The sequence below is a fragment of the Mediterraneibacter gnavus ATCC 29149 genome, assembly GCF_008121495.1.
Classification (GTDB): Bacteria; Bacillota; Clostridia; order Lachnospirales; family Lachnospiraceae; genus Mediterraneibacter; species Mediterraneibacter gnavus.
In genome coordinates this window covers 2,817,554-2,842,788 of the sequence record NZ_CP043051.1, presented here as the reverse complement: position 1 = coordinate 2,842,788, position 25,235 = coordinate 2,817,554, and the positions used below count along the sequence as shown (strand labels likewise).

The window sequence follows — 25,235 nt, the reverse complement described above, 5'->3', positions numbered from 1 at the left end:
CTACTTCTCCTTCTGCAGCGGCTGCTTTTCCATCCTGTAGTTTTTCAGGAGTACACCTTTTCTGACAACCCCTTGTTCCTGAATGACCATATATCCTCTGGATTCAAAAAACGGTCTTGCCGTGATTGAAGCATGCGTTTCAACCACATTCTGATCTGCATAATGCTCCAGCTCGTCACAGATTGCAGAAGCGATTCCCTGATGCTGATACGCTTTGTGAACATACAGCCGGTCCAGATAGCCGGTGTCACTGATATCCCCAAATCCTATGATTCCATTTTCCTCTTCTGCGATCACCGTGTAATGCTCTAAAAAGGACTGATTCCATTTTTCCAGATCCACATTGCCATCTGCCCATGCATCCACCTGCTCTTTTGTATAATCCTTTGTATTGACCGAATGAACAGTCTCATAAAACAACTCTGTAAGCGCCTTGCAATCTGCCGGTTTATAAACTCTTAAGATCAATTTAGTTTCCTCTTTTCTTTTTTCATTTTCAATTCTCATACTTTTTTACTCTGCCAGCGATAAATGCCTCCCAGAAGTCCATATTCCAAAATTATCATCAGATAAATTCCGGAAAGCTGCAGCAGCTCTGCCGCTGCAAACGCACCAACACCAAAGATCACAGATGCCGCAGCCGTAATCCAAAAGACCTGCCCTTCTTTTCCGATTCCCTGAAGATACAGCAGCCTGATCCGATATGGAATTTTGACCAGCACCAAAAGCACGATCATCCAAAGATAATCTCCCGCCCTGGCAATGATCATCTCGTCTGATAAAATCCAGTGAAACACTTCTTTTTGAAAGATTCCGCACAGCATCCCCACTGACAGAACAATCATGCCTGATAATTGTATCCCCGCTTTTTCATAACTTCTGACTGCCGCTTTCTTTCCTGCCGCATGATTTTGCAAGGCATATGTCTGCGTTGCTGCCGCATACGCATACACAGGAAGCTCCAGCATCCCACAGACGAGATCCAGCAGCTTATAAACAGCCACATCTTCTGCTCCTAATCTTGCCACCGCTGCCAGAACCATAAATACAAAGATTGTACTTTCCAGCAATTCCTGTCCCAGTAAAGACGGATAGATTTTCCATATCCTGTATATCAATCCCCGGATCTCTTCTGCCCTGATCGTTTTTCTCCTTTGCCGTTCTTTCCAGTAAGTAATCTGATAAACCAATAGTCCGCAACCAAGACCAAGAATACTTCCCCAGGCGGCTCCTGCTGTTCCAAGACGAGGAAAGCCAGCTGCTCCGTATACAAGCACAAAATCGAAAAACAGATTTACTGTTGTAGAAACAACAGTCACCCAAAGGGTAATCTTTGTATTCTGCCTGTTTTTAAAGTATACACTATATTGAAAAATCAACATATTCTGCAGTACGGTAAATGATGCCGGATAAAAGTACCCAAGAAGCTCCTGTAATTCTTTTCCCTGTTGTCTATATACCGCATAAAAAAATGGCTTTCCAAACAGGATACTTACAAGTACAACTGTCAGACCGATCAAAATAACAAGAATTTTACTTCCTGCAAATGCATTCTCAAATCCTCGCTCATCCTGCTTTCCTATCTTCTCTGCCGCAATAATGTGAAACGCCGAAGAAAGCATCCCCAGGGCTCCTGTCACTCCATACACAACAGAAGCTGCAATTCCAACTACTGCAAACCCCCGCACAGAATAATGTCCTACAATCGCCTGATCCAGAATCTCAAACAGACTGGTCAATAAATAATGCAGCAAAATCGGATATGCCATCCGATTGAGTTCCTGAAATTCTTTTCTATTTTTCATTTTCCTTCTCCTTTTGCTAAATCTACAATTTTAAAAGGAGAATATGTCTGTATCGCCTATTCTCCCAATAGGCCGATCACATGCGCATATGCCATAAAAACCCTCTTTTCTATATTAAATTCTTGTATTCCTTTTGATTTATGTTTCCACAGAGCTGGTTTCCCGCATTCTTTTTTCAGACGGTAAACCGTGCTGGTATTAACCGAAAAGCGTTCTGCGATTTTCTTTGCATTGTGTGTCTTGTTCCAAGCTTCGACAAGTAATTTACGTACTTCATTGTTATAATAATCTTAACTTTGTCACAATCCCTTTGTCAAGTATGTGCCGTATTATTGGGGCTTGCTGATTTCAGCACAGAATTACAAAATATCCTTGATGAACCGTTTAATCCTGATCTCCCGAATGCTGTTTGATGTTCAGATATCTGAAGCAGGAAAAAGAGCCTGAACGAAAAAAGTACAACGTGGAGAACACTATCGTTTTTTGAAACAACGGATGTTATAATAATTTCAGTTGTACCGTTTTATACTTTCGAAAATATTATGGAGGACTAAGAATATGATAAGAATGATGAAAGAAACTGATATAGATAATGTTTGCGAAATTATTAATGAGAACTGGAAAAAAGTATATAAAGGATATGTAAATTCAGAATTATTAAGTCCTGCTGGCTGTGCGGATAGAATATGTGAATTGAAAAACGATTTTTTTCGGGACGATTAAAAGAATACGTGTGGGAAGAAAACGGAAACGTAGTAGCTATGCTATCGTTTGGAAATACCGCAGATCATGATAAAGCTGGAGCTTTTGAAATATGGAGAATTTATATTACATCAGATTTTCAAGGGAAAGGAATTGGACACAACTTAATTGCGTTTGCAGAACAAGCAGCGAAAGAAGAAGGATATACAGAAGTTGTAATATGGGCATTTAAGAATAATCTTAATGCTATCTCTTTTTACCGAAAGCATGGTTATATTTTGGAAAAAGAGGAATATTTAGGGAAACCGTATTTAACTATGGGTGTTCGTTTAAATAAAAAAATTTGAGTATGAATTTTCCATATAGAAACTGGAGCGCAGACAGCATTACTAACTATTCGCGCCCCAGTTTCTGTGGGTACGGGGCATATAATCCATTCGCTATTTATGCTAAATGCCCCAATCCTGACTAATCATTTGCAGCTTCACCATATGAGGATAAATTCTGCCTGTATTCATCAGATCCTCCGGCTTCCCCTGTTCTGCAACCGTACCGTCTGAAAGTACAATCACTTTATCCGCACCACTTACGGTACGCATACGGTGAGCGATAACAAGTACCGTCTTATCCTTTATCAGCCTTGACAAAGCAGCCTGTATCAACGTTTCATTCTCCACATCAAGGCTTGCCGTTGCCTCATCCAGTAAAATGATTGGGGAATTTTTGAGGAAAGCGCGGGCGATTGAAATACGCTGACGTTCACCGCCGGACAGTTCGCAACCATTTTCTCCAATCATACTGTTATAACCGTCCGGGAGCTTTGCCGCAAATTCCTCACAATTTGCCAGTCTTGCTGCCGCAATGACTTCTTCATCAGTTGCATCTTTTCTTCCTATCCTGATATTCTCCATGATTGTATTGTTAAACAGCGTCACATCCTGAAATACGATAGAGTACAACGACAGTAATGTTTCCGGCTCTATTTTTGATATGTCCATACCTCCGACAGTAATTTTGCCTTTGTTAATATCCCAAAACCGCGCAGCAAGGCGTGACACCGTAGTTTTGCCTCCGCCGGACGGTCCGACTAAGGCAGTAACTTCTCCCTGTTTTGCTGTAAAGAACACGTCTTCCAATACGTTTTCCCCTGCGTTGTAGGCAAATTCTACATGGTCGAACACAATATCATAGCCTTTGTTTGTTACCCTGTCTGTGCCCGTCTGGACAGGCTGGTCAAGTATTTCATTCATGCGGTTTATGTTCGTTCTGGTAGAGATTACCGCTGCAAGATTTTGTAATGCACCCTCAAGCGGAGCATACAACCTGGAAGCCACAAGTAAAAACAGAAAGAACAGCGGAACATCAATTTCCCCTCGAATGAGCAGCACAGAACCCACAAGCGCAACCGTAGCAATCCCAAACTTTAATATCAGTGTTGAGGAAACAACAAACAGGGCAGTCCCAAGCTCAGTGATAATGTGCCGTTTTTCCACATCGTCAATTTTTTTGCCAAGCTCGCTCAGATAGCTTTCTTCTGCATTATTTGCCTTTAAGTCCTGCAAACTTTCGATACACTCCTGCACACCGCTTTCAAGAGCAACATTTGCTGCTACGGATTTGCGGTTGAAATATTCCTGTATTCGGGCTGAAAAAAATGTAATTATAAATGCAATCGGCAAAACCCAAACAGCCGCAAAAGCCATGCGCCAATCATAAACAAAAAGACTGATTGAAATCAGTGTTGTTGAAATCAGAGACCCTGCCAAAGCGGAGACATAATGAGAGAACGCTGTTTCTAGCGTGGCACAATCTCCCATAATGGAATTTGTTAAATCAGCAAGGTCTTTTTTACCAAAAAAGGATAACGGAATTTTGCGGATCTGTTCTGCTAAAGATATACGCCTTACCCCACTTTCCACATAAGTAGCTAAATAAGTGGCATTATATTGAAACCAGGTCGCGATAAATATAAGGCATAAGCAAACCAACGCACCAACGGCATAGAAAGCGACATGTTTTTTGCTTACTCCTCCGTTCATCATATCAATAACCAGAAAATACAGAAGCCCGACAGGAATCATAAAAGATATATCCTGTGCAACGCAAGCAATACAGCCTTTTATCAAATCGACAGCCCCTTGCTCTGATAACGCAAACCGTCTTTGCAATATCTTAATCATGTTCTTACCTCCTAGCAATTTTCCATTCTGCTGCTTCGGAATAATTTTTCCACATACGCGCAAATATTCCGTTTTTCTCGATTAGTCTGCTGTGTGTACCACTTTCAACAATCTCACCGTTTTGCAGCACATAAATACAATCTGCATCTTTGATTGACGACAGCCTGTGTGCAATCATAATAACCGTTTTTCCCTTTGACAGAGCAGATAAAGCCTGTTGTACACGCACTTCATTGTCGGGGTCGGCAAATGCTGTCGCTTCATCAAGAATCAGTATCGGCGCATTTTTCAAAATCGCACGGGCTATGGCTATTCTCTGCTGTTCGCCGCCGGACAGGTACACGCCTTTTGTGCCTATCATCGTATCCATTCCATTTGGTAATTTTTCGATAATATCCAGGCACTGTGCAGTTTCCAGAGCATGGGCGATTTCTTCGCGTGTGGCGCTCGGCTTTGCCATACGCACATTCTCCAATACAGACGCTTTGATAAGCCGGTTATTTTGAAATACAAAAGATACCTTATTCATCAATGTTTCTTTTGGAATGTCGCGTATATCGATATTCCCGATCAATATACGCCCTTTCTGTGGATCAAAAAATCTTGTAACAATATTTGCAAGGGTCGTCTTGCCGCCTCCGGACGAGCCTACTAATGCGATTGTCCGTCCCGGTTTGATTGACATAGAAACATCATTGAGTGCGTTTTTCTCACCGTCATAGCTATAGATAACGTGTTCTAATGTAATTGAATGATCAGATGGTACGTTATTTACTTTACTTTCAGACAACGGCTTTTCATTCAGCACTTCCTCAATCCTGTTCATTGCGTCTCCTACAATCATTGCGTCCTCACTCATAAACATAATTTTTGTGAGTGTTGTACCGATAACAGGCGTAATCACAATATAAAAGATAAGATTTAGCAGCAATTCATTTGTTACGCCGTCCCTTGTAAAGAGAATACCTCCCGCAATCAGAAACGCGAATACACCGTTGATTGCTGTTGTATAAAACATCATCGGTAACCTTAATGCTTTCGTGTATGCAATTACCCATGTTTCGTAATTGTCAATCGCTGCTTTGAATCGTTTGAAAGAAAAGATTGTCTGTCCGAAAGTCTTTACTACGGGTACGCCCCTTACATACTCAACCGCTTCATTTGACATATCGGAAAGCGCATTTTGATATTGCTCCATTCTCTCTTCCATGTCTTTCCCTGTCATTTTCATCATAATCAAAAAACCAAGAACAACAGGAACAAGGCTTAAAATCCCTAACCGCCAATCAAACGCAAGTAATAAAAAGAGCAGTCCTACGGGCGTGGCAATTGCTCCCGCTTTGTCAGGCAGCCTGTGTGCAAGATAGTTTTCTGTAGCGGCACTGGAACTGTTTACAATTCGCCTGAGCTTTCCGCTTCCATATTTTTCCGTTACTCCAATCGGCAATGCTGTAATATGTCGCATAAGCTCTTTTCGGATATTGGCGGCAACCCGAAACGCGCTTATATGCGAACACATCAAAGCGGCTATATAAACAACAATAGAAATAACCGCAAATAATACGGCAGACCAGCCGTAACTTGTGACCTTTTCAGCCCGTGAGAAGTCTGGAGAAACTTCCAGTATGTCGTGAATGATACGCCATATATACCAAAAAGGTACAAGAGCCAACAATGCACTCATTACAGACAGTATCCAGGAAAGATAGGTCAATATCCTATATCCTCCGGCATATCCCATCAGGCTTGACAGATTTGACTGTTTTTTCATTGAAAAACCTCCTTAAAAATTTTTTAACTTATTGAACCTGCTCAATAAGGTTATGATAATGAAGACAAAATAGCTGCCCTCAAATATCCTTGTTTGATTATCTACTTTCTTATTTTCGTTAGTTAAAACTAACCTGTGTATCAAATATAATGGAAAGTTCACACTTTCCATTATCAAGAATGATAGGGCAGATTGTCCTAATAAATATGTCTGCTTTCACTGCCCCATAATTTTCATCCACCCGGCGGTATAAAAAGCTCTCATTTCTCTCAGATAATGTTTCGCTTCTTCAAGTGGCATTTCATGTATAATCAATTCAAAAAAGGTGTTAAACATTCCTGTGATCAAAATATGCTCTAATCGTTCATCTATAGGTGGCGCAGGTCTGCCTAACTTTTCAAGAACTGCTAAATAATCATGCGTACCTTTTGTCTCTATTTCTACCATTTCATCAATCAATTTTGAAAAACGTGTTCCTTCCGAGCAGCAAAGTATGAGTTTAAATTCATTCAAATGATCATAGGCGTACATGAGCATTTCATACATACATTCGCCGGAAGTAGAGGTAAGGTTATCAGGCTGTTCCTCTGGCGGGATTTCTGCAAATTCTTTCTGTGCCTTGCAAAAGCAGTTCAATAAAAAGTTGTAATGTTCGCTTACCAGTGATTCAAATAAATCTTCCTTGCTGTCATAGTAGCCATAGAATGCACCTGTTGTCACACCGGCTATTTTGACAATGTTCCTCAAGGACGCAGACTTGAATCCTTTTTTTAGAAATTCCTGCATCGCAGCTGAACGAATTAGGTGCAATGTTGTTTGTTCTTCTTCACTCATTATTTCACCTCCTTCATCGTTATAACATTGTTATATATCACTGTTATATAATATACCAGCTCAGGAAATTTGTCAATATTTCTTGTCCTTTTATCTGCTGTTTGTTATAATGAAAGACCGCCTGAAACTGGAAGGTGCCGTTGTGGGATGGAAACAGGTGCCTGATTCAGATTTTACAGTGAAAAATTTGAGAAAAGCGAGGAAAAAACATGAACAACCATCAGAAAGAACAACAGCTGGAAGAGCAGCATCTGGCACAATGTCTGAAAATCATTCAACAGAACATCCATTTATATGAGGACAAGGAAAGCCAGTACAAAAAGAGCCCTTCTGTACTTCCAGAAGGACTTCTTTTTGCACTAAAAAAAACCTTGAAACTCAAGGCTTTTTCAAACTGCGGATGATGGGACTTGAACCCATACGTAGTCACCTACGCAAGATTTTGAGTCTTGTGCGTCTGCCATTCCGCCACATCCGCTTATACTCGGGAACTTTTTCAGCTCCCGAACAAAAAATATATTACCATAGATTTCTTGACTTGGCAAGTCTTTTTTAATTTTTTATCAATTTTTTTCCAATGTCAAAACAATCAAATGTTGCAAAGTAATCTGCTGGTCGTTCCGCACGACGAATCATCTGTACACTTCCATCTTCTTTCAGCAATAATTCTGCATGTTTTAGCTTTCCGTTATAGCTGTATCCCATAGCAAACCCATGTGCACCGGTATCATGGATGACAAGATAATCTCCTTTTTCAATTTCCGGAAGCATTCTGTCGATTGCAAATTTATCATTGTTTTCACAAAGGGATCCTGTAACATCATATTTGTGGTCATGTGGTGCATCTTCTTTTCCCATAACTGTGATGTGGTGGTATGCCCCGTACATTGCCGGACGCATCAGATCTACCGCACATGCATCCACACCGATATATTCTTTGTGTGTATGCTTTTCATGGATTGCTGTTGTAACCAGACATCCGTATGGTCCCATCATAAAACGTCCAAGCTCGGTATAGATTGCCACATCTCCCATTCCTGCCGGAACAAGAACCTCTTCATAGACACGGCGAACCCCTTCTCCGATGACACGGATATCGTTTGGCTCCTGATCCGGTGTATACGGAATTCCGATTCCTCCAGAGAGATTGATAAATTTAATGTGAACTCCCGTCTCCTTCTGAAGCTTTACAGCCTGCTCAAACAATACTTTTGCCAGCATTGGGTAATAATCATTTGTCACCGTATTACTTGCCAGAAATGCATGGATTCCAAATTCTTTTGCTCCTTTGCTTTTGAGGATTTTAAACGCCTCAAACAACTGCTCTGTTGTCATTCCGTACTTGGCATCTCCCGGATTGTCCATAATATCATTGCTGATCTTAAATAATCCGCCCGGATTGTAGCGGCAGCTGATCGTCTCCGGAATATATCCGATCGTTTTCTCCAGAAAATCAATGTGTGTGAAATCATCCAGATTGATGATCGCCCCTAATTTTTCCGCCAGAACATAATCCTCGGCAGGAGTATCATTCGAAGAAAACATAATATCCTGTCCCTTTACTCCGATGGCATCTGACAACATCAGCTCCGTGTAGGAAGAACAATCACATCCACAGTCATACTCTCTTAAAATGTCGATCAGAAATGGATTCGGACACGCTTTTACCGCAAAGTATTCCTTATATCCTTCGTTCCAGGAAAACGCCTCCCGAAGAGCCTTTACATTCTCGCGAATTCCCTTTTCATCATAAAGATGAAACGGTGTCGGATAGGTTTTCATAATTTCATCCAGCTGTTCTTTTGTTACAAATGGTGTTTTATTCATAATACAGTTCCTCCTTTTTGTAATTGAATCAATTTTATCTCATTTGCCATTGCATTTTTAAATACAGTTACAAAATTCTTCTGTCCGGAATACAGACAGGTATTCAGGCTCCCCTTTCCATACTCCCCTGAAAGCACGCTCTTAGAATCCACGATCAACCCGATCTGCTGTCCTTTTTCCTCTGTCTGATAGAAAATTGCGTCTTTCAATTCATACGGGGCATCTGTCAGGATCACAACTTTCCGCTTCTTTTTCACAAGCTCTTCCAACGCCTGACGGAATGCGTCAAGATATCCTGCTGTACAGGAAAGATACACTCTTTCCCCCGCCTGTGCGATCAGATTCTTCGCCTTATCCAGAATATTCTGTTCTCCTTCAATGGTGATATATCCTTCTGTCTCCGCTTTCTTCTGTGGAAGGTTTCTCTCCATCCACTCCTGCTCCTCCTGCATCCTGCGGATACAGTTCCCGCAAAACTCCTCTACTTTTACCGGAATATAGCGCTTTGCAGACTCTTCGATCACATAGGCCGCTCCTTTTTCTGCCAGCGCTGCCAGAACAGAATACACATTGGACCGGGAAATCCCTGTCTCCTTTGCAATCTCATATCCTGTCTGCTTTCCTTTTACAAGTAATTCCACATAAATCAGAGCCTCCTGCCTTGTCAGTCCGAAATGAAGCAGGTATTCCACATACTGATTCTGTTCCATAGTTTTCTCCCGATCATGTTAGTAGTTCTTTCAAGAAACACTATATAAGAATCGAGAATGCTTGTCAATACAAAAATGCCGTTCACAGAAAAATTCTATGAACGGCATGTGTTATCCTGCCAATTTTATTCAATTGTCGCGATTCTCATCATATTACTGATTCCCTCACGGGCAGCATTTACATCCAGCGCAGGGATTCCGGCTGTCAATACAACAACATCTCCTGTCTCTACACATCGTTTTACTTTTGAAATCTCAATTGCCTCACTGCAGATATCATCTGTTGTATGGCATTCCATTGATTTAAGAGCCTGTACGCCCCAGTAAATGGACATTCTTCTCAGTGCTCTTTCACTCGGAGTCACTCCGATGATCGGCTGGATTGGTTTTAAGTTTGACATCACTCTTGCTGTCGCTCCGGAAACTGTCGGTGTAATGATTGCTTTTGCTTTCAGATTCGCAGCTGCCAAAACAGAAGAATATCCGATTGCACTGGAGATTCCTCTCTTTAAGTGATCTCCTGCCTTATCCAGGATCATATCATAATCCAGGTGCTGCTCTGTATTTTCGATAATGTGTACCATCATCTGCAATGCTTCTACCGGGTATTTTCCCTGTGCAGTCTCTCCGGACAGCATCACTGCATCTGTTCCGTCATAAACAGCATTTGCAACGTCTGTCACTTCCGCTCTTGTCGGACGTGGATTACGGATCATGGAATCCAGCATCTGAGTTGCTGTAATAACAGTCTTGAAGTTATTATTACACTTCTGAATCAGCATCTTCTGCAGGTATGGCACTTCCTCTGCCGGAATCTCAACACCCATATCTCCTCTTGCTACCATGATACCATCTGCAGCACGGATAATCTCATCAATATTGCGAATTCCTTCTGCATTCTCAATCTTCGCAATGATCGGAATATAAGGTGCATCCAGTTCTTTCAAAAATGCGCGGATCTCAAGGACGCACTCTGCATTGCGCACAAAGGATGCAGCGATAAAATCAATATCCTGTTCTACACCAAATTTGATGTCTTCTTTATCTTTTTCTGTGATTGCAGGAAGTCTTACCGGAACGTTCGGTACATTGACCCCTTTTCTCTCACCAAGCTCACCGCCGTTTACGATCTCACAAACAATATCCTGATCTACGATTTCTTTTACTTTCAGTCCGATCAGACCGTCATCGATCAAAATTACTGTTCCCTGCTGTACATCTTCTGCAAGACCTTTATAAGAAAGAGACACTTTTGTATCATCTCCTACGATATCTTCCATTGTAAGTACAAATGTATTCCCTTCCTGGAGGGTTACTTTCTTTCCGTCTTTCAAAAGACCTGTACGGATTTCCGGTCCCTTTGTGTCCAGAAGAATCGCTGTGTGCGCATGTTCTTCCTCGCGAAGCTCTTTCAGAAGATCCATACGGAATTTCTGCTCTTCGTGATCACCGTGTGAAAAGTTGAAACGCGCAACATCCATTCCGTTTTGAATCAACTTTCTCATAACTTCTTTGTCATTTGTATTAGGACCCATTGTGCAGACTACTTTTGTTTTTTTCATGTCATAACTCTCCTTCTAACTTATCCTTAATTCTTATTTCACATGCTGGTGTGTAAATAAATGATCCTGACAATACTCGTAATTTCCATTACACTTGGAACAGAATCGAAATTCCAGACTTGAATCATCCAACTCTGTTCTCCCACAGACAGCACAACGGTGTTTTGCACCATTTGCATAAGTCATATGCGGTCTTGTCTGTTGTCTGAATTTTGCTTTGCGCACCTGTTCTTTTGGTGTATACGGTTTTAAATTCCTGCTGGATAAAAAGAACACGACAAAATTTAAAAGTGATGAAATGATCACTATGCGCGATGCGGGATTGCCGGTTGCCAACTGGTACAGGATGTATACTCCATACACCAGTCCCATCCACTTGATCTTGATCGGAAGGATGAAATACAACAAAAGTTCCATATCCGGATAGCTTGCAGCAAATGCAAGAAAAATTGAGAGGTTGATATAATACGTACTGAAATATCCACCCAGGAAATCTGCCCCCGAGCCATACAGGATGTACAGCACAAACGCTCCCAGTACCGTAAATAAAATACCCGAAAAGATATATACATTATAGCGGAATGCTCCCCAGGTCCTCTCCAGCGTAGTACCGAGAGAATAGTAAAGCATCAGCATAATGACGATTTCCAGAAGACTGCCCTGCGGCGGTACCAGAATCCAGGATACGATCCTCCAGATCTGTCCGTGCAGAATCGCTCCCGGCTGCAGATACAGCCAAATCATCATATCGGGTATAAACAGACGGATTGCATATCCGATAATGTATGTCCCGATCAGGTACGTCGTCAGATTGTGAACGGCGTATCGTCCAAATTTTCTTTCCAGCTTGTTTAACCAGTTCAATGACAATCTCTCCTTATATATTTATTCCCTTACAGAGAGTAATTGTACAGTGAGCATTACTGTTTGTCAAATAATTGTTTTATTTTTTGCGTTAGGATTGTGTTAAATTTTATGAGATTTTCTATTTTTTCCTTAAAATCTTTTGTATATTTATGGTGAACACTCATAATTGTGTTTTTAGACTACTTGTCGTATAATATAAAATGTTGTAAAATAACGACTGCATTTAAATAAGTAATAACTACTATAGCAAAAGATGAGGAATTACTATGAAAAAGAACGAATTATATACTTTAGGGATCGATATTGGTTCCACCACGGTAAAAATCGCAGTCCTGGGAGCAGATAATGAAGTTCTGTTCTCCGATTACGAACGCCATTTTGCAAATATACAGGAAACACTGTCTGATCTTCTCGGACGTGCCATCTATAAACTGGGACCGATCCATGTTTCTCCTGTTATCACCGGATCCGGAGGGCTGACTCTTGCCACCCACCTGCATGTTCCGTTTGTACAGGAAGTGATTGCGGTTTCCACCGCTTTGCAGGATTATGCACCTCAGACTGATGTGGCAATTGAACTCGGCGGTGAGGATGCAAAGATCATTTATTTTGAAGATGGAAATGTAGAACAGCGTATGAACGGTGTCTGCGCAGGAGGTACCGGTTCCTTCATCGATCAGATGGCTTCCCTTCTTCAGACAGACGCCAGTGGGCTGAATGAATATGCAAAAAATTATACTTCTTTATATTCCATCGCAGCACGCTGCGGTGTTTTTGCGAAATCTGATATTCAGCCTCTGATCAATGAAGGAGCTTCCAAAGAGAATTTAGCTGCTTCTATTTTTCAGGCAGTAGTCAATCAGACGATCAGCGGACTGGCCTGCGGAAAGCCAATCCGCGGACATGTATCCTTCTTAGGCGGACCACTTCACTTTTTATCGGAATTAAAAGAGGCCTTTATCCGTACTTTAAAACTGGACGATGAGCATATTATCGCTCCTAATCATTCTCATTTGTTTGCAGCAATCGGTTCCGCGCTGAATTCCAAACGGAATGTGGATATTCCTCTGCAGACACTTCAGAGCCGTCTGGCAAATAAAATCGAACTGGAATTTGAAGTGGAGCGTCTGGAACCCCTGTTTGCATCTTCTGCAGATTACGAGGAATTCACTTTCCGCCATGCAAAACATCAGGTTCCGGTCAAAGACCTTGCTTCTTACCAGGGAAAGGCTTTTCTTGGAATCGATGCAGGTTCCACTACAACAAAGGCAGCATTGGTAGGTGAAGATGGAACGCTGTTGTATTCCTTCTATCATAACAATGACGGAGATCCTCTGGGAACAACGATCCGGGCAATCAAGGAGATCTACAGTCAGCTTCCGGAAGGTGTCGAGATCGTTCACTCCTGCTCCACCGGATACGGCGAAGCACTGATCAAGGCTGCACTGCTTCTGGATGAAGGAGAAGTAGAGACGGTTTCCCATTATTATGCGGCCGCATTTTTCGAACCGGATGTAGACTGTATTCTCGACATCGGCGGACAGGATATGAAATGTATCAAAATCAAGAATCAGACGGTAGACAGTGTTCAGTTAAACGAAGCATGCTCTTCCGGATGTGGTTCTTTTATTGAGACCTTTGCAAAATCACTGAATTATACAGTCGAAGATTTTGCACAGGAAGCCCTCTATGCCAAAAATCCGATCGATCTGGGAACACGCTGTACTGTATTTATGAACTCCAAAGTAAAACAGGCACAGAAAGAAGGCGCTTCTGTTGCAGATATCTCCGCAGGACTTGCCTATTCCGTGATCAAAAACGCACTGTTTAAGGTCATCAAGGTGTCCGACGCCTCTGAACTTGGAAAACATATCGTCGTACAGGGAGGAACCTTCTATAATAATGCCGTTCTGCGCAGTTTTGAAAAAATCGCAGACTGTGAGGCAATCCGTCCTGATATCGCCGGTATCATGGGGGCTTTTGGAGCTGCCCTGATTGCAAGGGAACGTTATCAGGATTGTGAAGGCACTACCATGCTCCCAATTGAAGAGATTGAAGCACTGGAATACAAGACTACCATGACAAAATGCCGCGGTTGTACGAACAACTGCCGTCTGACAATCAATCATTTCAGCGGCGGAAGAAAGTTTATCACCGGAAACCGCTGTGAACGAGGACTTGGCAAGGAAAAATCAAAAAATCACCTGCCAAACCTGTTTGAATATAAGATGCAGCGGTATTTCGGATACACCTCGCTTTCAGAAGAAGAGGCTTCCAGAGGAACGATCGGCCTTCCAAGAGTTTTGAACATGTATGAGAATTATCCGTTCTGGCATACATTCTTTACAACGCTTGGATTCCGTGTCGTACTCTCTCCGTCTTCTACCCGAAAGATTTACGAGCTGGGAATCGAATCCATTCCGAGTGAATCCGAATGTTATCCGGCAAAGCTGGCACACGGACATGTACAGTGGCTTATCAACGAAGGGATCAAACATATTTTTTATCCTTGTATCCCTTACGAACGAAATGAATTTGAAAAAGCCAACAACCACTACAACTGTCCGATCGTAACTTCCTATCCGGAAAATATCAAAAATAACATGGATCCGATCGTAACCGGAGAAATTGATTTTATGCATCCGTTTATGTCTTTCCAGAGTGAAGAGACGCTTTCTTCCAGACTGATTGAAGAGCTTGGTGAAAAATTTTCTGTTTCCGCAGATGAGATCCGCACTGCTGTTCACAAAGCATGGCTGGAACTTGCTGCATGCAGAGAAGATATGCGTCGTAAAGGTGAAGAGACGATCAAGTTTCTGGATGAAACCGGCAATCGCGGAATTGTTCTTGCCGGACGTCCTTATCACACGGACCCTGAGGTCAATCACGGACTGCCGGAGCTGATCAACTCCTATAATATTGCCGTCCTGACAGAAGATTCTATCTCTCATCTGCACGAAGTAGAACGACCTCTCAATGTCATGGATCAGTGGATGTATCACTCCAGACTGTATGCCGCTGCAAACTATGTCAAGACAAAAGAAAACCTGGATCTGATCCAGCTGAATTCTTTCGGATGCGGACTGGATGCCGTCACAACGGATCAGGTGGCAGATATCCTGACCCGTTCCGGTAAGATCTATACCTCGCTGAAAATCGATGAGGTCAACAATCTGGGAGCTGCCCGTATCCGTGTCCGCTCCCTGCTTGCTGCCATCCGGGTGAGAGAACAGCAAAAGACCGAGCGCATCATCCAGCCATCTTCTATTGAGAAGATTCCATTTACAAAAGAGATGCGCAAGGAATACACGATCCTCTGCCCACAGATGTCACCGATGCATTTTGAGATTCTGGAACCGGCATTTCGTGCATCCGGATATAAGGTTGAAATTCTGCCAAATGACAACAAACAGGCTGTCAACATGGGATTAAAATATGTAAACAATGATGCCTGCTATCCTTCCCTGATCGTAGTCGGTCAGATTATGGATGCGATTTTATCCGGAAAATATGACACCGATCATCTGGCTGTCATTATCACACAGACCGGAGGAGGATGCCGTGCTTCCAACTATATCGGGTTTATCCGGCGTGCACTGAAAAAAGCAGGATATTCTCATATCCCTGTGATTTCACTGAATCTAAGCGGACTGGAAAGCAATCCTGGATTTAAGATCACGCCGCTCCTGGCGCTGCGTGGTTTGTATGGCGTCGTATTTGGCGATATCTTTATGAAATGTGTTTACCGGATGCGCCCATATGAAAAAGTGCCGGGAACAACCGATGCACTTCATGAAAAATGGAAAAAGAGATGTAAAGATTTTGTATCCAACGGATATCCTCATCGCCATACATTTAAAAAACTGTGCCGTCAGATGATTCAGGAATTCGACCAGATTGAAACACTGGATGTGAAAAAACCAAGAGTCGGAATCGTTGGAGAAATCCTTGTAAAGTTCCTGCCGGCAGCCAACAACCACCTGGTCGAGCTTTTAGAAAAAGAAGGCGCCGAAGCAGTCGTTCCGGATCTTCTGGACTTTTTACTCTACTGCTTCTACAACCAGAATTTCAAGGTATCCCACCTTGGCATGAAAAAATCCAAGGCTGTACTCGGAAATCTTGGTATTCGTGCTCTTGAATGGTTCCGTGCACCTGCAAGCAAAGCATTTGAAGAAAGCACGCATTTTGAAGGACCTGCCAAGATCGAAAAACTGGCAGAAATGGCATCTGAGATTGTTTCCATCGGAAACCAGACCGGTGAAGGATGGTTTTTAACCGGAGAGATGCTGGAGCTGATCCACGGAGGCGCTGCAAATATTGTCTGCACACAGCCATTTGCCTGCCTGCCGAACCACGTGGTAGGAAAAGGTGTCATCAAAGAGCTCAGAAGAAGATATCCGACTTCCAATGTCGTAGCAATCGACTTTGATCCGGGAGCCAGCGAAGTCAACCAGCTCAATCGGATCAAGCTGATGCTTTCTACTGCAAATAAAAATCTGGAACATCAGCGCTGATAAAAAATACCACATACGCTTCCGGCTTTCAATCTTCAGGCAATTTCTGGACATATTTTCTATCTCTGCGTATAATAATAACAGGGATAGAGAAATCTATCATCGAAAATATTGTTCGCTTACCGGAAGCGTCTAATAAATGTCCGGCTCGAAAATCCAGCCCTATCGCAAGGTAGGGCTATTTTTATCTAAATGGTGGTGAAATTATGATTTATCAAGAAAGCTATGTTTATCATATCAAAGACGAATATTTAAAAAAGTACAATCTGAACCATTGAAATTCCCCTAAAAAACAATCACATATTTTACTCTATGTTTTCATATGATAACACTGTAAACTTATCACAAGGAGTTCTCTATGAATAACGATTTAACCTGCAGCTGTAGCTGCACCCCCGATTCCACACCCACAGACACTTCTCCCGATTTTTTATATGCCCATCAATCTCCCTATCCACCCGTCTGCATCAAAGAACAAAATCCTTTATATGGAAGAATGATGCTGGATAACATGGGTGGACAGGAGTCCGAAATGTCCACGATTGGTCTTTATATTTACAACAGTATTTTTCTGACTTCCGATACTGCCCGCATAGCAGAAATCTTTAAGAACATCAGTATTGTAGAAATGCACCATCTCAAAATATTCGGTCAACTTGCCGATCAGCTGGGTGAATCCCCACGCCTGTGGACACATCGGCAAAATCGCATGTTCTACTGGACAGCCGGATATATCAATTATTTTACGGATCTTCCAAAAATTCTGCTCAGTGCGTTAAATGGTGAAAAGCAGGCAGTCCGCAAATATCGGGAACAATGTCAGCGAATTCAGGATGAAGACATCCAAAAATGCCTGAAACGCATTATTCTGGATGAAGAACTTCATATTGAAATTCTGGAATCCCTCTGCAAGAAATACCCTATTTAAAAAACAGCAGGTGCATCTTCTGGTTTTCTGATCAGAAGTACACTTGCTGCCCTTTTCTAAAATTCTGATGCATGCTTTTTAAAAAAATCATAATATGCCCGTACATTTTCCAGTTCTGTCCATCGTTTCACATCCACAGGCTCCTCATCCAGATCATAAATCTTTGCTCCTCTGATTGCCAGCACGAAAGGAGAATGTGTTGCGATCACAAACTGGCATCCAAAAAACCTTGCGGAATCTTCGATAAATTTTACCAGCTCTTGCTGTTTTGCCGGAGAAAGACTGTTTTCCGGCTCGTCCAATAAAAACAATGCATTTTCTGTCACCTTTTCTGTGAAATATAGAAATGCACTTTCTCCATTGGAATACTCTCGTACATTATCCATGAGTTCCGAACGGATAAACTGTGACTGTGTTTTTCTTCTCGCGTTATTCACTCGTTTCAACTGCTCATAATCATCCAGACTTTTCATCCGGAACTTTGCAAACTTCGTATCCAGATACTCTTCAAACAACATCTCCCTCTTCCGGTCAATCCCTTCATTCAGATTCCGGATATTTAACATGTAATCAAATACATCATCACTTGTAATAATCCTGCTGTCTTTCGGCAAATGCGCTGCACTCTCAAAAGAGCAAAGTTCCAGATAGTCTTCATAAAAGCTGGACTGGTTAAATGGTGCTTCCCTCAACAAATGCAGTTTTTGCGCGATAATATTTAACACGGTGGACTTTCCCGTTCCATTTCCGCCATATAAAATCGTAACAGGCTCAAAATCAATCTGCTCAAAACGATGCTTTGACAGAATTTGAAATGGATAATACGTATCATAACAGGTACGTTTCTGCCTGAGAAAAAAATCAAATTCCACTTCCGCGTCAGGAAATCTAAATTGCTCTAAATATACCATCGTAAGTCTCCATTCTACAGTTCCCGCTTCATACAGACTGCAATATACCCGTCATTTTGCACTTCTTTCCCTGTTCTCACAAATCCATTCTTCTGCCAGAATGCCTCACTCTGGAGATTTCCTTTGGCAAATGCCAGTTGGATCGTTTTCTTTCCCAGCGTACGTATATACTCTGCATATTCTTCTATGATAATAGAACCAATCCCATATCCTTGTACATCATGATCTACCATAAACAATCCAATATAAACTGTTTCATCATCTGGAAATGCAAACACCATATCCATAATCGCAATCAACTTCTGCCCTTCAAAAAAACCAATATAATATTTTTCTGCGTCTGTCTTTCCCTGTGGTAAAGCTTTCATATCATTTAAAATACTCTCTCGTGTTACAAACGGAGGACAATATTCATAAAACATCGGATTACTTTCACTTAATCGTAAAATATCATCCATGTCCGTTTCCTGAAGGAGTCTGATTCTGTATCTGCGTGATACTTTCTGTAGTTCCATTTTATTTCACCCTCCCATAATCTTTTTCAACTCTTTTCGGCTGATAAATCTCCGATCCGATGGCTCCCACAACAATGATCACTGCACCTAAAATCTGAAGCATAGTCATATGCTCATGAAATACCACAAACCCGACCAGAGTTCCTACAACAACTTCCAGTGCAGAAAGGATACTGGTTGTAGTTGCTTCCACATATTGTGTAGATTTGACGCAGGATACATTCGCCACCATGGTACACAGAATTCCGATTCCAAATAAATTCCAGAGCAACACTCCTGTTGGTGTACTGCTCATATGGGAAGATACTGCACCAAAATCCATACCAAACATCAATACAACAGCTGCCCCGAGAAATCCATACACCAACAGTGTATCCCTCTCATAGTCTTTTGCAAAATATTTCGGGAGCAGAATCTGAAGTGCTACTCCGACACCATTGATCACTCCAGCTAAAATTCCGATTCCATCCAGCTTGATATCTCCACCTCCGATGAGATTTGCTACAAATACTGCGCCGATCAGACAAATCAAAATCGTCACCATCTTGCTTTTTGGCAGTTTTTCTCCAAACATAAACCGTCCCAGGATTGCCACCCAGATCGGACTCATAAACATCAGCACAGTTGCCACACCCACCGGAATTCTGGAAACTGCCACACTATAGCTCACAAAGCTGATACTGTATGCCACCGCTCCGTAAAGAAGACAAATCACCAGCCCCTTCAAATTAATCTTTAGAGCCGAGGGTTTTGTAAACAGCAAAAACAGGAAATAGGCGCCACCTGCCAGTGCGCAGAGGAAAAATGAGATTTCAAAAGTTGTAAACGCATACCCGGTCAGTCCTCTTACAAACATCCCCATGATTCCCCACATTACTGCAGTGATGATTGCCAAACTGATTCCTTTGGTACGATTATTCATGATTCGCTTCTCCACTTCTGTAAATTACTTCATTTTCTTTGATTGTCATCCAGACTTTGATCTCTGCCAATTCTTCCTTTGGAGTTTTCAGAGGATTTTTCTCCAACACTACAAAATCCGCATATTTTCCACATTCAATGCTTCCTTTTTCATGTTCTTCAAAGTACTGATACGCCGCATAAATCGTAACTGCCTTCAATGCATCCAATACTGAAATCTTCTGATTTTCACCGATGACCCTTCCACCTCTTGAAATACGATTGACTGCGCTGCTTATCGTACGCATCATGTCCGGCGGGATCACAGGTGTATCCTGATGGAACGTATATTTCATTCCGTAATCTATGGCATCTTTCACCGGTGAAATCTGGCTGCCTCTTTTTTCTCCGAAATTTTGAAGATGGATATCTCCCCAGTAATACGTATGAGCCACAAAAAAGCTTGGGATCATCCCGATTGCCGCCATTCTCTGCAGCTGGTCTTTTCTCACAAGCTGTGCATGTACCATGACTGCCCGATGCAGATCTTTATCCGTTCTCTTTGACAGTGCTTTTTCAAACTGTCCGATATACTGCTCTGCTGCCGCATCTCCATTACAGTGTGCCAAAAGCTGCTGTTTTTTCTCTAAGGCAAGCTCAATATAGTGATTCAATTCCTCATCTGTATGGATCGGATAGCCGCAATAATTCTCTTCCCCTTCATAGGGCTTTGTCATCCACGCAGTCCTTCCCTGCGGTGAGCCATCCAGAAAAATTTTATATCCTCCCATTTTTAAATGACCGGTATACCGGTTTGCGTATGCCCTTTCTTCCTCAAAAAGATCTGCCGCCGTCATAATATCCGCATACCCTACTACATCCAGCTTCAACAGTCCATTGGCAGAGGCATATTTTAACAGCTCAAACAACGGTTTTCCTACCATTCCATCCTGAACCGTAGTCACGCCATAACTCGCATACATTTTCTGCGCTTCCCCGATAAGCTGCATCAGCTCCTCCATAGATGTCATCGGCAGTTTTGACTGAAACGCAAGAAACGCTTTTTCTTCCATATACCCGTCCGGGATTCTTGTCCCTGCGATTCTCCCATATTTTCCTCCCGGACAATCTTCTGTCTTTTCATCAATCTGCTGAATTTCTAATCCTTTGCTGTTTACCACTCCCATATGAGAGGAAGCATGGATCAGCAATACCGGATTTGTATGGCTGATCTCATCCAATACATATCTGTCCGGATGTCGTTTTTCCTCCAGAAAATTCTGGTCATAATTACAGCCTACGATCCATGCATCTTTGGATAAATTTCTTTTTTCGGCAAACATTTTCATGGCATCTACAATCTCCGAAAAATTTCCACACTCTGACAAGTCGCATTGTGTCATTGCATTGGCAGCTCCTACAAAATGAGAATGTGCATCCAAAAATCCCGGAAGCATCGTTTTTCCCTGCAAATCCACCATCTCGTCTCCATCTGTTTTATACTGCATCACATCATCCAGAGTACCTACTGCCTGAATACGTCCATTTTCCACGCAGACTGCTTCCGCATACAAGTTTTCTTTTGCAACTGCCAGCATCTGCCTGGATTGATCAATTCCAATGATATGATATTTATTTTGTAAAAATTTACCCGCCAAGTTTCCTGTTCCGACACCAATTTCAAGTATCTTTCCATCTTTTCTCTGAAAATTTTCCACTTCCTCAAAAACCATTTGTAATACTGTCTCATAATTCTCATAGATTTTTAATGCACCTGTGTCCCTTTTCACATCCTCATCATATGCCCTTGCCCAGCCATCAAAATCCCACTGGTCTTTCCACTCATTTTTCACCTGGCAAAGCAGATTACTCTGTTCAATAATCTTCAAAAATCTTTTTCTAAATCCTGTCCTTCTGTTTCTTCATATACTTTGTCCAAAACCATTTCCAGCGATTTTCTAATTTCACTCAATCTGTGGATCTCATTATTGACTGCCATCCATTGGTTTTGCATATGTGTCAGATAATTTTCTTTCTTATTGCATTGTAATATATTCTGAATGGCTTCAATACTCAATCCCAACGAGCGATAAAGCAGAATCGTCTCCAAACGGAAAATATCCTCTTCGCCAAATTTCCGATACCTATTCTGCGACTCTCCCATCGGAGTCAGAAGTCCTTTCTTTTCATAAAATCTGATCTTGTTTGTTGTAATATGCAGTTTTTCTGCAATTTGACTGATTGTATATTCTGTTTTCATACTGTGATCTCTCCTTTTTTATACTACACTCATTCTAAGTCTTCACCTTGGGCAAAGGTCAAGAGATCTTTCAGACAAATTCTATTTCACTCCTGAAAACATATAAAACTGCTCTGTATCGATCAAAATATCGATGCTAAAACAAGTCTCCCATAGACGGCTCTCTTCTTTTGCAGACAACAGACCGGACGTAATCTCTTTTGGCACATTCGTGTGACAACCATTTATTTTCTCCCTGCATGCTCCATGTGCCACGATAAATCTCCCGCCTGGATTTAACAGCTCTGCCACCTTCTGTACTACCTTGTCTTTCTCCATAAAATGAGGGTATGCATTATAGATGATAATCCTGTCAAATGTCTCCTGCGTCATCTCGAACAGATCCCGGCACTGCAATTCAAACAAGGAGTCCCCCTCTACTTTGCGGGCAGCGATCTCGATCATCTTTTCTGACAGATCGACTGCTGTGATATGAGAAGGTTTTCGTTCCCGCAGCGCCTCAAACATCGCCCCTGTACCACAGGCAACATCCAAAACACTCATTCCCTCCTGAATATCACTTAAAAATGCGATCATACGTCTGATCTGATCGACCGATTGCTCCCCGTCATCCCAATGTGCGGCTCTTTGATTAAAATATGTTCTGATATCCATGGTAACTATCTCCTTTTCGGCTCTGCAATCCCTGCTTTCTGTAATGCCAGCACAATGACCGGAATAAAAATCAACTGAATCAGAATTCCTGGTATTCCTGTCAGAAAACTGGATGTAATAAAGATCTTGAAGCTATATTCTCCCACATTGAAAATAAGTGCTTTTAAAATACCGCTGACAATTCTCCCTGCCAGCATCGCTGTGATCAGCGAACCATATATTTTTACAATTTGCTTTTCTGTATGAATGCCGTACACACAGATCCCCGTAATCAATCCATAGACTGCCAGTTCACAAAGCATTGCCGGAAGGATTGCAGCCGGAGGCATTCCTGTAAACAGACTGGATAATACAGGCGCTAAAATCCCACATATCAGCCCATACTGCCATCCACAGAGCAGACCGCAGATCAATACCGGAATGTGCATAGGCAAAAAAATACTTCCCGCATTCTGAATCGTATGGAATGCCATCGGAAGAACGATCCCCAAGGCCACACACATTGCCGCCATCACTAATTTCTTCACTTGATTTTCTTTCATCTTGTTTCCCTCTCTTTTCATATCTCCTCTTATTTATGATATGGCTCACCATTCATAATCCGATAACTTCGATACACCTGCTCCAACAGTATCACTCGCATCAGCTGATGCGGAAATGTCATCTTTGAAAAACTAAGTGCGTAATCTGAGCGTTTCAACACCTCTTTCCCGAGGCCAATGGAGCCACCGATCACAAATGCAATGCTGCTCTTTCCCTGAATTCCCAGTTTTTCTATTCTTTCTGCCAGTTCTTCTGATGTCAGCATCTTCCCTGCGATTTCCAGTGTGATCACATACATATCATCCTTGATATACCTTAAGATTTTTTCTCCCTCTTTGCTGCGAATTCCCTCTTCCACAGTCTCACTTGCCTGATCCGGGGTCTTCTCATCCGATACTTCAATTATATCCAGCTTACAATATTTGCTCAGACGCTTGGAATATTCTGCGATGGCATCCTTTAAATATTTCTCTTTGATTTTTCCTACTGTAATCAATGTAATTTTCATGCTGTCTGTCCTTTTTTCTCTCTGTGTTTTCCTGTAAATTCCGAAACCTCAATGCAATACACTGCAACCCGCTGCAGCATATGCGGAAGAAATTCAATTTCGGCGCCCGCTTCTACGTGCTGCATTAAAAGCGTAAGTCCGTGTCTCTTTTCCTCCTCGTTCTCCACCATACGAATTCGTCCGTTTCCCATGATACTGGAAAGTGCAAAAGAATAACTGCATGTATAATCTCCACGGATCACCTCATGGCCACAGTCCATTTCAATTGCTACGTTCGGGTTTTCTGCAAATGCTTCCGCTTTCCGTCCTTCCTTTGCACTGTGGATATACAATTTTAAGCTGCGCTCTTTCTGACAAAATTCATATCCGAAATTTACAGGAACAATAAACATCCCCTCCGCATCCATTGTTCCTATACGCACCACTTTACATGCATCCAACACTTTTTCCAGCTCTGCCGGATCCTTAATCTCTCTTTTTTCTAAACGCATCTGACGCATCACACATTCCTCCTGTCGCTTCTATCGTTTTAACCGATTCAATTCCACTTTTTCTTCTCTGCTCACTCGATAGGATTCCCGGATTTTCTGGATCGCTTTATTATGTGTAAAATCATCCATCTCATTTGCCAGCAGCAGTCTCTTTGTCTGAATCGGAAATTTGACATAACAGACTGATACAGCCCATGCCACTGCCATTTTCACATAATACCCCTCATGACTGGTATGATTCAGAATCTCAAGCACCTGCTCAATATAGGCTTCGTTAATGTAATGCGCCAGCAGGGATACGATAAAAAAACGGACTTCAAACTCCCTGCTGCTGTTCTGATACTTCCGGAGATAAGAAAACCACACTTCCTGCTCTTTTTCCATGAACTTATATCCCATACAACAGCTGTCGCAGACTGCCCAGTTATGAATCTTCGGAACAAACATATCAAGCGCCTGCATTCTCTGTTCGGTACTCATCTTTGCATACCCCAGAACAAGTCCGTATAACATAATTTCTTCATGCGCAGACCGTTCATCTATTTCTGTCTGTGCTTCTTCCAGATACTGTTTCGAATCTGTTTTTGCAATTCCTTTTGCCAGCTTTCGAAGAGCCGGCATACGAACACCGATCACATGATCGGTCCCTGGGATCAGCTTCTGATTAAACTGCTTATAGCTCTCTTCCCCAAGTTGATCTAACTCTTCTCTGATTTCTTTTATCATGTTGTACTCCTGTCATTTTTTGTCCCT

Annotated in this window: 24 protein-coding genes and 1 tRNA gene; 5 read left to right on the top strand and 20 right to left on the bottom strand. The window is 42.1% G+C overall.

Features of this window, described 5'->3' with window-relative positions; all coding sequences use genetic code 11:
- Entirely contained in the window at positions 1 to 507 is a 507-nt protein-coding gene (locus FXV78_RS14045; RefSeq protein WP_004840681.1) for a GNAT family N-acetyltransferase, read from the bottom strand.
- Entirely contained in the window at positions 504 to 1,805 is a 1,302-nt protein-coding gene (locus tag FXV78_RS14040) for an MATE family efflux transporter (protein ID WP_004840683.1), read from the bottom strand. The genes FXV78_RS14045 and FXV78_RS14040 overlap by 4 nt, the downstream gene beginning before the upstream one ends.
- Before the next feature lie 558 nt (positions 1,806 to 2,363).
- Here FXV78_RS14040 and FXV78_RS18325 point away from each other — a divergent pair.
- Together FXV78_RS18325 and FXV78_RS18320 are read left to right on the top strand one after the other, a co-directional pair.
- Positions 2,364 to 2,528 carry a hypothetical protein gene (locus FXV78_RS18325; RefSeq protein ID WP_004840687.1) on the top strand — a complete coding sequence of 55 codons (165 nt, stop codon included), beginning with the start codon at positions 2,364 to 2,366 and terminating at the stop codon, positions 2,526 to 2,528.
- 8 nt (positions 2,529 to 2,536) lie between these two features.
- Entirely contained in the window at positions 2,537 to 2,854 is a 318-nt protein-coding gene (locus tag FXV78_RS18320; protein WP_004840688.1) for a GNAT family N-acetyltransferase, read from the top strand.
- A gap of 102 nt (positions 2,855 to 2,956) precedes the next feature.
- Here the strand turns inward: FXV78_RS18320 and FXV78_RS14030 are convergent, their stop codons facing one another.
- The 3 genes from FXV78_RS14030 to FXV78_RS14020 all read right to left on the bottom strand — a co-directional run bounded on the left by FXV78_RS14030 (position 2,957) and on the right by FXV78_RS14020 (position 7,292).
- On the bottom strand, positions 2,957 to 4,687 hold the full coding sequence (locus FXV78_RS14030; RefSeq protein ID WP_004840690.1) for an ABC transporter ATP-binding protein: 1,731 nt from the start codon (positions 4,685 to 4,687) through the stop codon (positions 2,957 to 2,959).
- A 4-nt stretch (positions 4,688 to 4,691) separates the two neighbouring features.
- The gene (locus tag FXV78_RS14025) at positions 4,692 to 6,458 is read right to left on the bottom strand and encodes an ABC transporter ATP-binding protein (protein WP_004840692.1); all 1,767 of its coding nucleotides are present in this window, start codon (positions 6,456 to 6,458) and stop codon (positions 4,692 to 4,694) included.
- A 216-nt stretch (positions 6,459 to 6,674) separates the two neighbouring features.
- Complete coding sequence (locus FXV78_RS14020; protein WP_004840694.1) at positions 6,675 to 7,292, bottom strand: TetR/AcrR family transcriptional regulator; 618 nt, start codon at positions 7,290 to 7,292, stop codon at positions 6,675 to 6,677.
- Between the two features lie 209 nt (positions 7,293 to 7,501).
- Here FXV78_RS14020 and FXV78_RS14015 point away from each other — a divergent pair, with 209 nt between their 5' ends.
- Positions 7,502 to 7,696, top strand: coding sequence for a hypothetical protein (locus FXV78_RS14015; protein ID WP_004840696.1), 195 nt, complete (start codon positions 7,502 to 7,504; stop codon positions 7,694 to 7,696).
- Here FXV78_RS14015 and FXV78_RS14010 read toward each other — a convergent pair.
- The 5 genes from FXV78_RS14010 to FXV78_RS13990 all read right to left on the bottom strand — a co-directional run bounded on the left by FXV78_RS14010 (position 7,688) and on the right by FXV78_RS13990 (position 12,255).
- Positions 7,688 to 7,770, bottom strand: a tRNA-Leu gene (locus FXV78_RS14010). The genes FXV78_RS14015 and FXV78_RS14010 overlap by 9 nt on opposite strands.
- A 74-nt stretch (positions 7,771 to 7,844) precedes the next feature.
- Entirely contained in the window at positions 7,845 to 9,119 is a 1,275-nt protein-coding gene (locus tag FXV78_RS14005; RefSeq protein ID WP_004840698.1) for a diaminopimelate decarboxylase, read from the bottom strand.
- A complete protein-coding gene (locus FXV78_RS14000; protein ID WP_004840700.1) occupies positions 9,116 to 9,829 on the bottom strand; it encodes a TrmB family transcriptional regulator in 714 nt (237 codons plus the stop codon). Before FXV78_RS14000 ends, FXV78_RS14005 begins: the two co-directional genes overlap by 4 nt.
- Positions 9,830 to 9,954: 125 nt before the next feature.
- On the bottom strand, positions 9,955 to 11,391 hold the full coding sequence (gene pyk, locus FXV78_RS13995; protein WP_004840701.1) for a pyruvate kinase: 1,437 nt from the start codon (positions 11,389 to 11,391) through the stop codon (positions 9,955 to 9,957).
- Between the two features lie 33 nt (positions 11,392 to 11,424).
- A complete protein-coding gene (locus FXV78_RS13990; RefSeq protein WP_004840703.1) occupies positions 11,425 to 12,255 on the bottom strand; it encodes a membrane protein in 831 nt (276 codons plus the stop codon).
- Positions 12,256 to 12,524: 269 nt separating this feature from the next.
- On the opposite strand from FXV78_RS13990, the gene FXV78_RS13985 reads away from it, so the two are divergent.
- On the top strand, positions 12,525 to 16,772 hold the full coding sequence (locus tag FXV78_RS13985) for a 2-hydroxyacyl-CoA dehydratase (protein WP_004840707.1): 4,248 nt from the start codon (positions 12,525 to 12,527) through the stop codon (positions 16,770 to 16,772).
- Positions 16,773 to 17,130: 358 nt separating this feature from the next.
- Positions 17,131 to 17,700: a ferritin-like domain-containing protein gene (locus tag FXV78_RS13980; protein WP_009243805.1), complete on the top strand. Its 570-nt coding sequence runs from the start codon at positions 17,131 to 17,133 to the stop codon at positions 17,698 to 17,700.
- A gap of 56 nt (positions 17,701 to 17,756) precedes the next feature.
- Here FXV78_RS13980 and FXV78_RS13975 read toward each other — a convergent pair whose 3' ends face one another.
- The 10 genes from FXV78_RS13975 to FXV78_RS13930 form a co-directional block, all read right to left on the bottom strand.
- Positions 17,757 to 18,611: an AAA family ATPase gene (locus tag FXV78_RS13975; protein WP_004840710.1), complete on the bottom strand. Its 855-nt coding sequence runs from the start codon at positions 18,609 to 18,611 to the stop codon at positions 17,757 to 17,759.
- Between the two features lie 14 nt (positions 18,612 to 18,625).
- Positions 18,626 to 19,126, bottom strand: a complete 501-nt coding sequence (locus FXV78_RS13970; protein ID WP_004840711.1) for a GNAT family N-acetyltransferase — start codon at positions 19,124 to 19,126, stop codon at positions 18,626 to 18,628.
- Between the two features lies 1 nt (position 19,127).
- Positions 19,128 to 20,048, bottom strand: coding sequence for a DMT family transporter (locus tag FXV78_RS13965; RefSeq protein ID WP_004840713.1), 921 nt, complete (start codon positions 20,046 to 20,048; stop codon positions 19,128 to 19,130).
- Positions 20,041 to 21,915: an amidohydrolase family protein gene (locus tag FXV78_RS13960; RefSeq protein ID WP_004840714.1), complete on the bottom strand. Its 1,875-nt coding sequence runs from the start codon at positions 21,913 to 21,915 to the stop codon at positions 20,041 to 20,043. The genes FXV78_RS13965 and FXV78_RS13960 overlap by 8 nt, the downstream gene beginning before the upstream one ends.
- Positions 21,912 to 22,286 (bottom strand): MerR family transcriptional regulator, encoded by a 375-nt coding sequence (locus FXV78_RS13955; RefSeq protein ID WP_004840716.1) that lies wholly within the window; start codon positions 22,284 to 22,286, stop codon positions 21,912 to 21,914. Before FXV78_RS13955 ends, FXV78_RS13960 begins: the two co-directional genes overlap by 4 nt.
- A gap of 81 nt (positions 22,287 to 22,367) precedes the next feature.
- Complete coding sequence (locus FXV78_RS13950; protein ID WP_004840717.1) at positions 22,368 to 22,940, bottom strand: class I SAM-dependent DNA methyltransferase; 573 nt, start codon at positions 22,938 to 22,940, stop codon at positions 22,368 to 22,370.
- 5 nt (positions 22,941 to 22,945) lie between these two features.
- Positions 22,946 to 23,482 (bottom strand): ECF transporter S component, encoded by a 537-nt coding sequence (locus FXV78_RS13945; protein ID WP_022037487.1) that lies wholly within the window; start codon positions 23,480 to 23,482, stop codon positions 22,946 to 22,948.
- Between the two features lie 29 nt (positions 23,483 to 23,511).
- The gene (rlmH, locus tag FXV78_RS13940; protein ID WP_004840722.1) at positions 23,512 to 23,991 is read right to left on the bottom strand and encodes a 23S rRNA (pseudouridine(1915)-N(3))-methyltransferase RlmH; all 480 of its coding nucleotides are present in this window, start codon (positions 23,989 to 23,991) and stop codon (positions 23,512 to 23,514) included.
- On the bottom strand, positions 23,988 to 24,491 hold the full coding sequence (locus FXV78_RS13935; protein ID WP_004840724.1) for a pyridoxamine 5'-phosphate oxidase family protein: 504 nt from the start codon (positions 24,489 to 24,491) through the stop codon (positions 23,988 to 23,990). Before FXV78_RS13935 ends, rlmH begins: the two co-directional genes overlap by 4 nt.
- Positions 24,492 to 24,512: 21 nt before the next feature.
- Positions 24,513 to 25,208 carry a DNA alkylation repair protein gene (locus FXV78_RS13930; RefSeq protein WP_004840726.1) on the bottom strand — a complete coding sequence of 232 codons (696 nt, stop codon included), beginning with the start codon at positions 25,206 to 25,208 and terminating at the stop codon, positions 24,513 to 24,515.
- Positions 25,209 to 25,235: the final 27 nt, after the last annotated feature.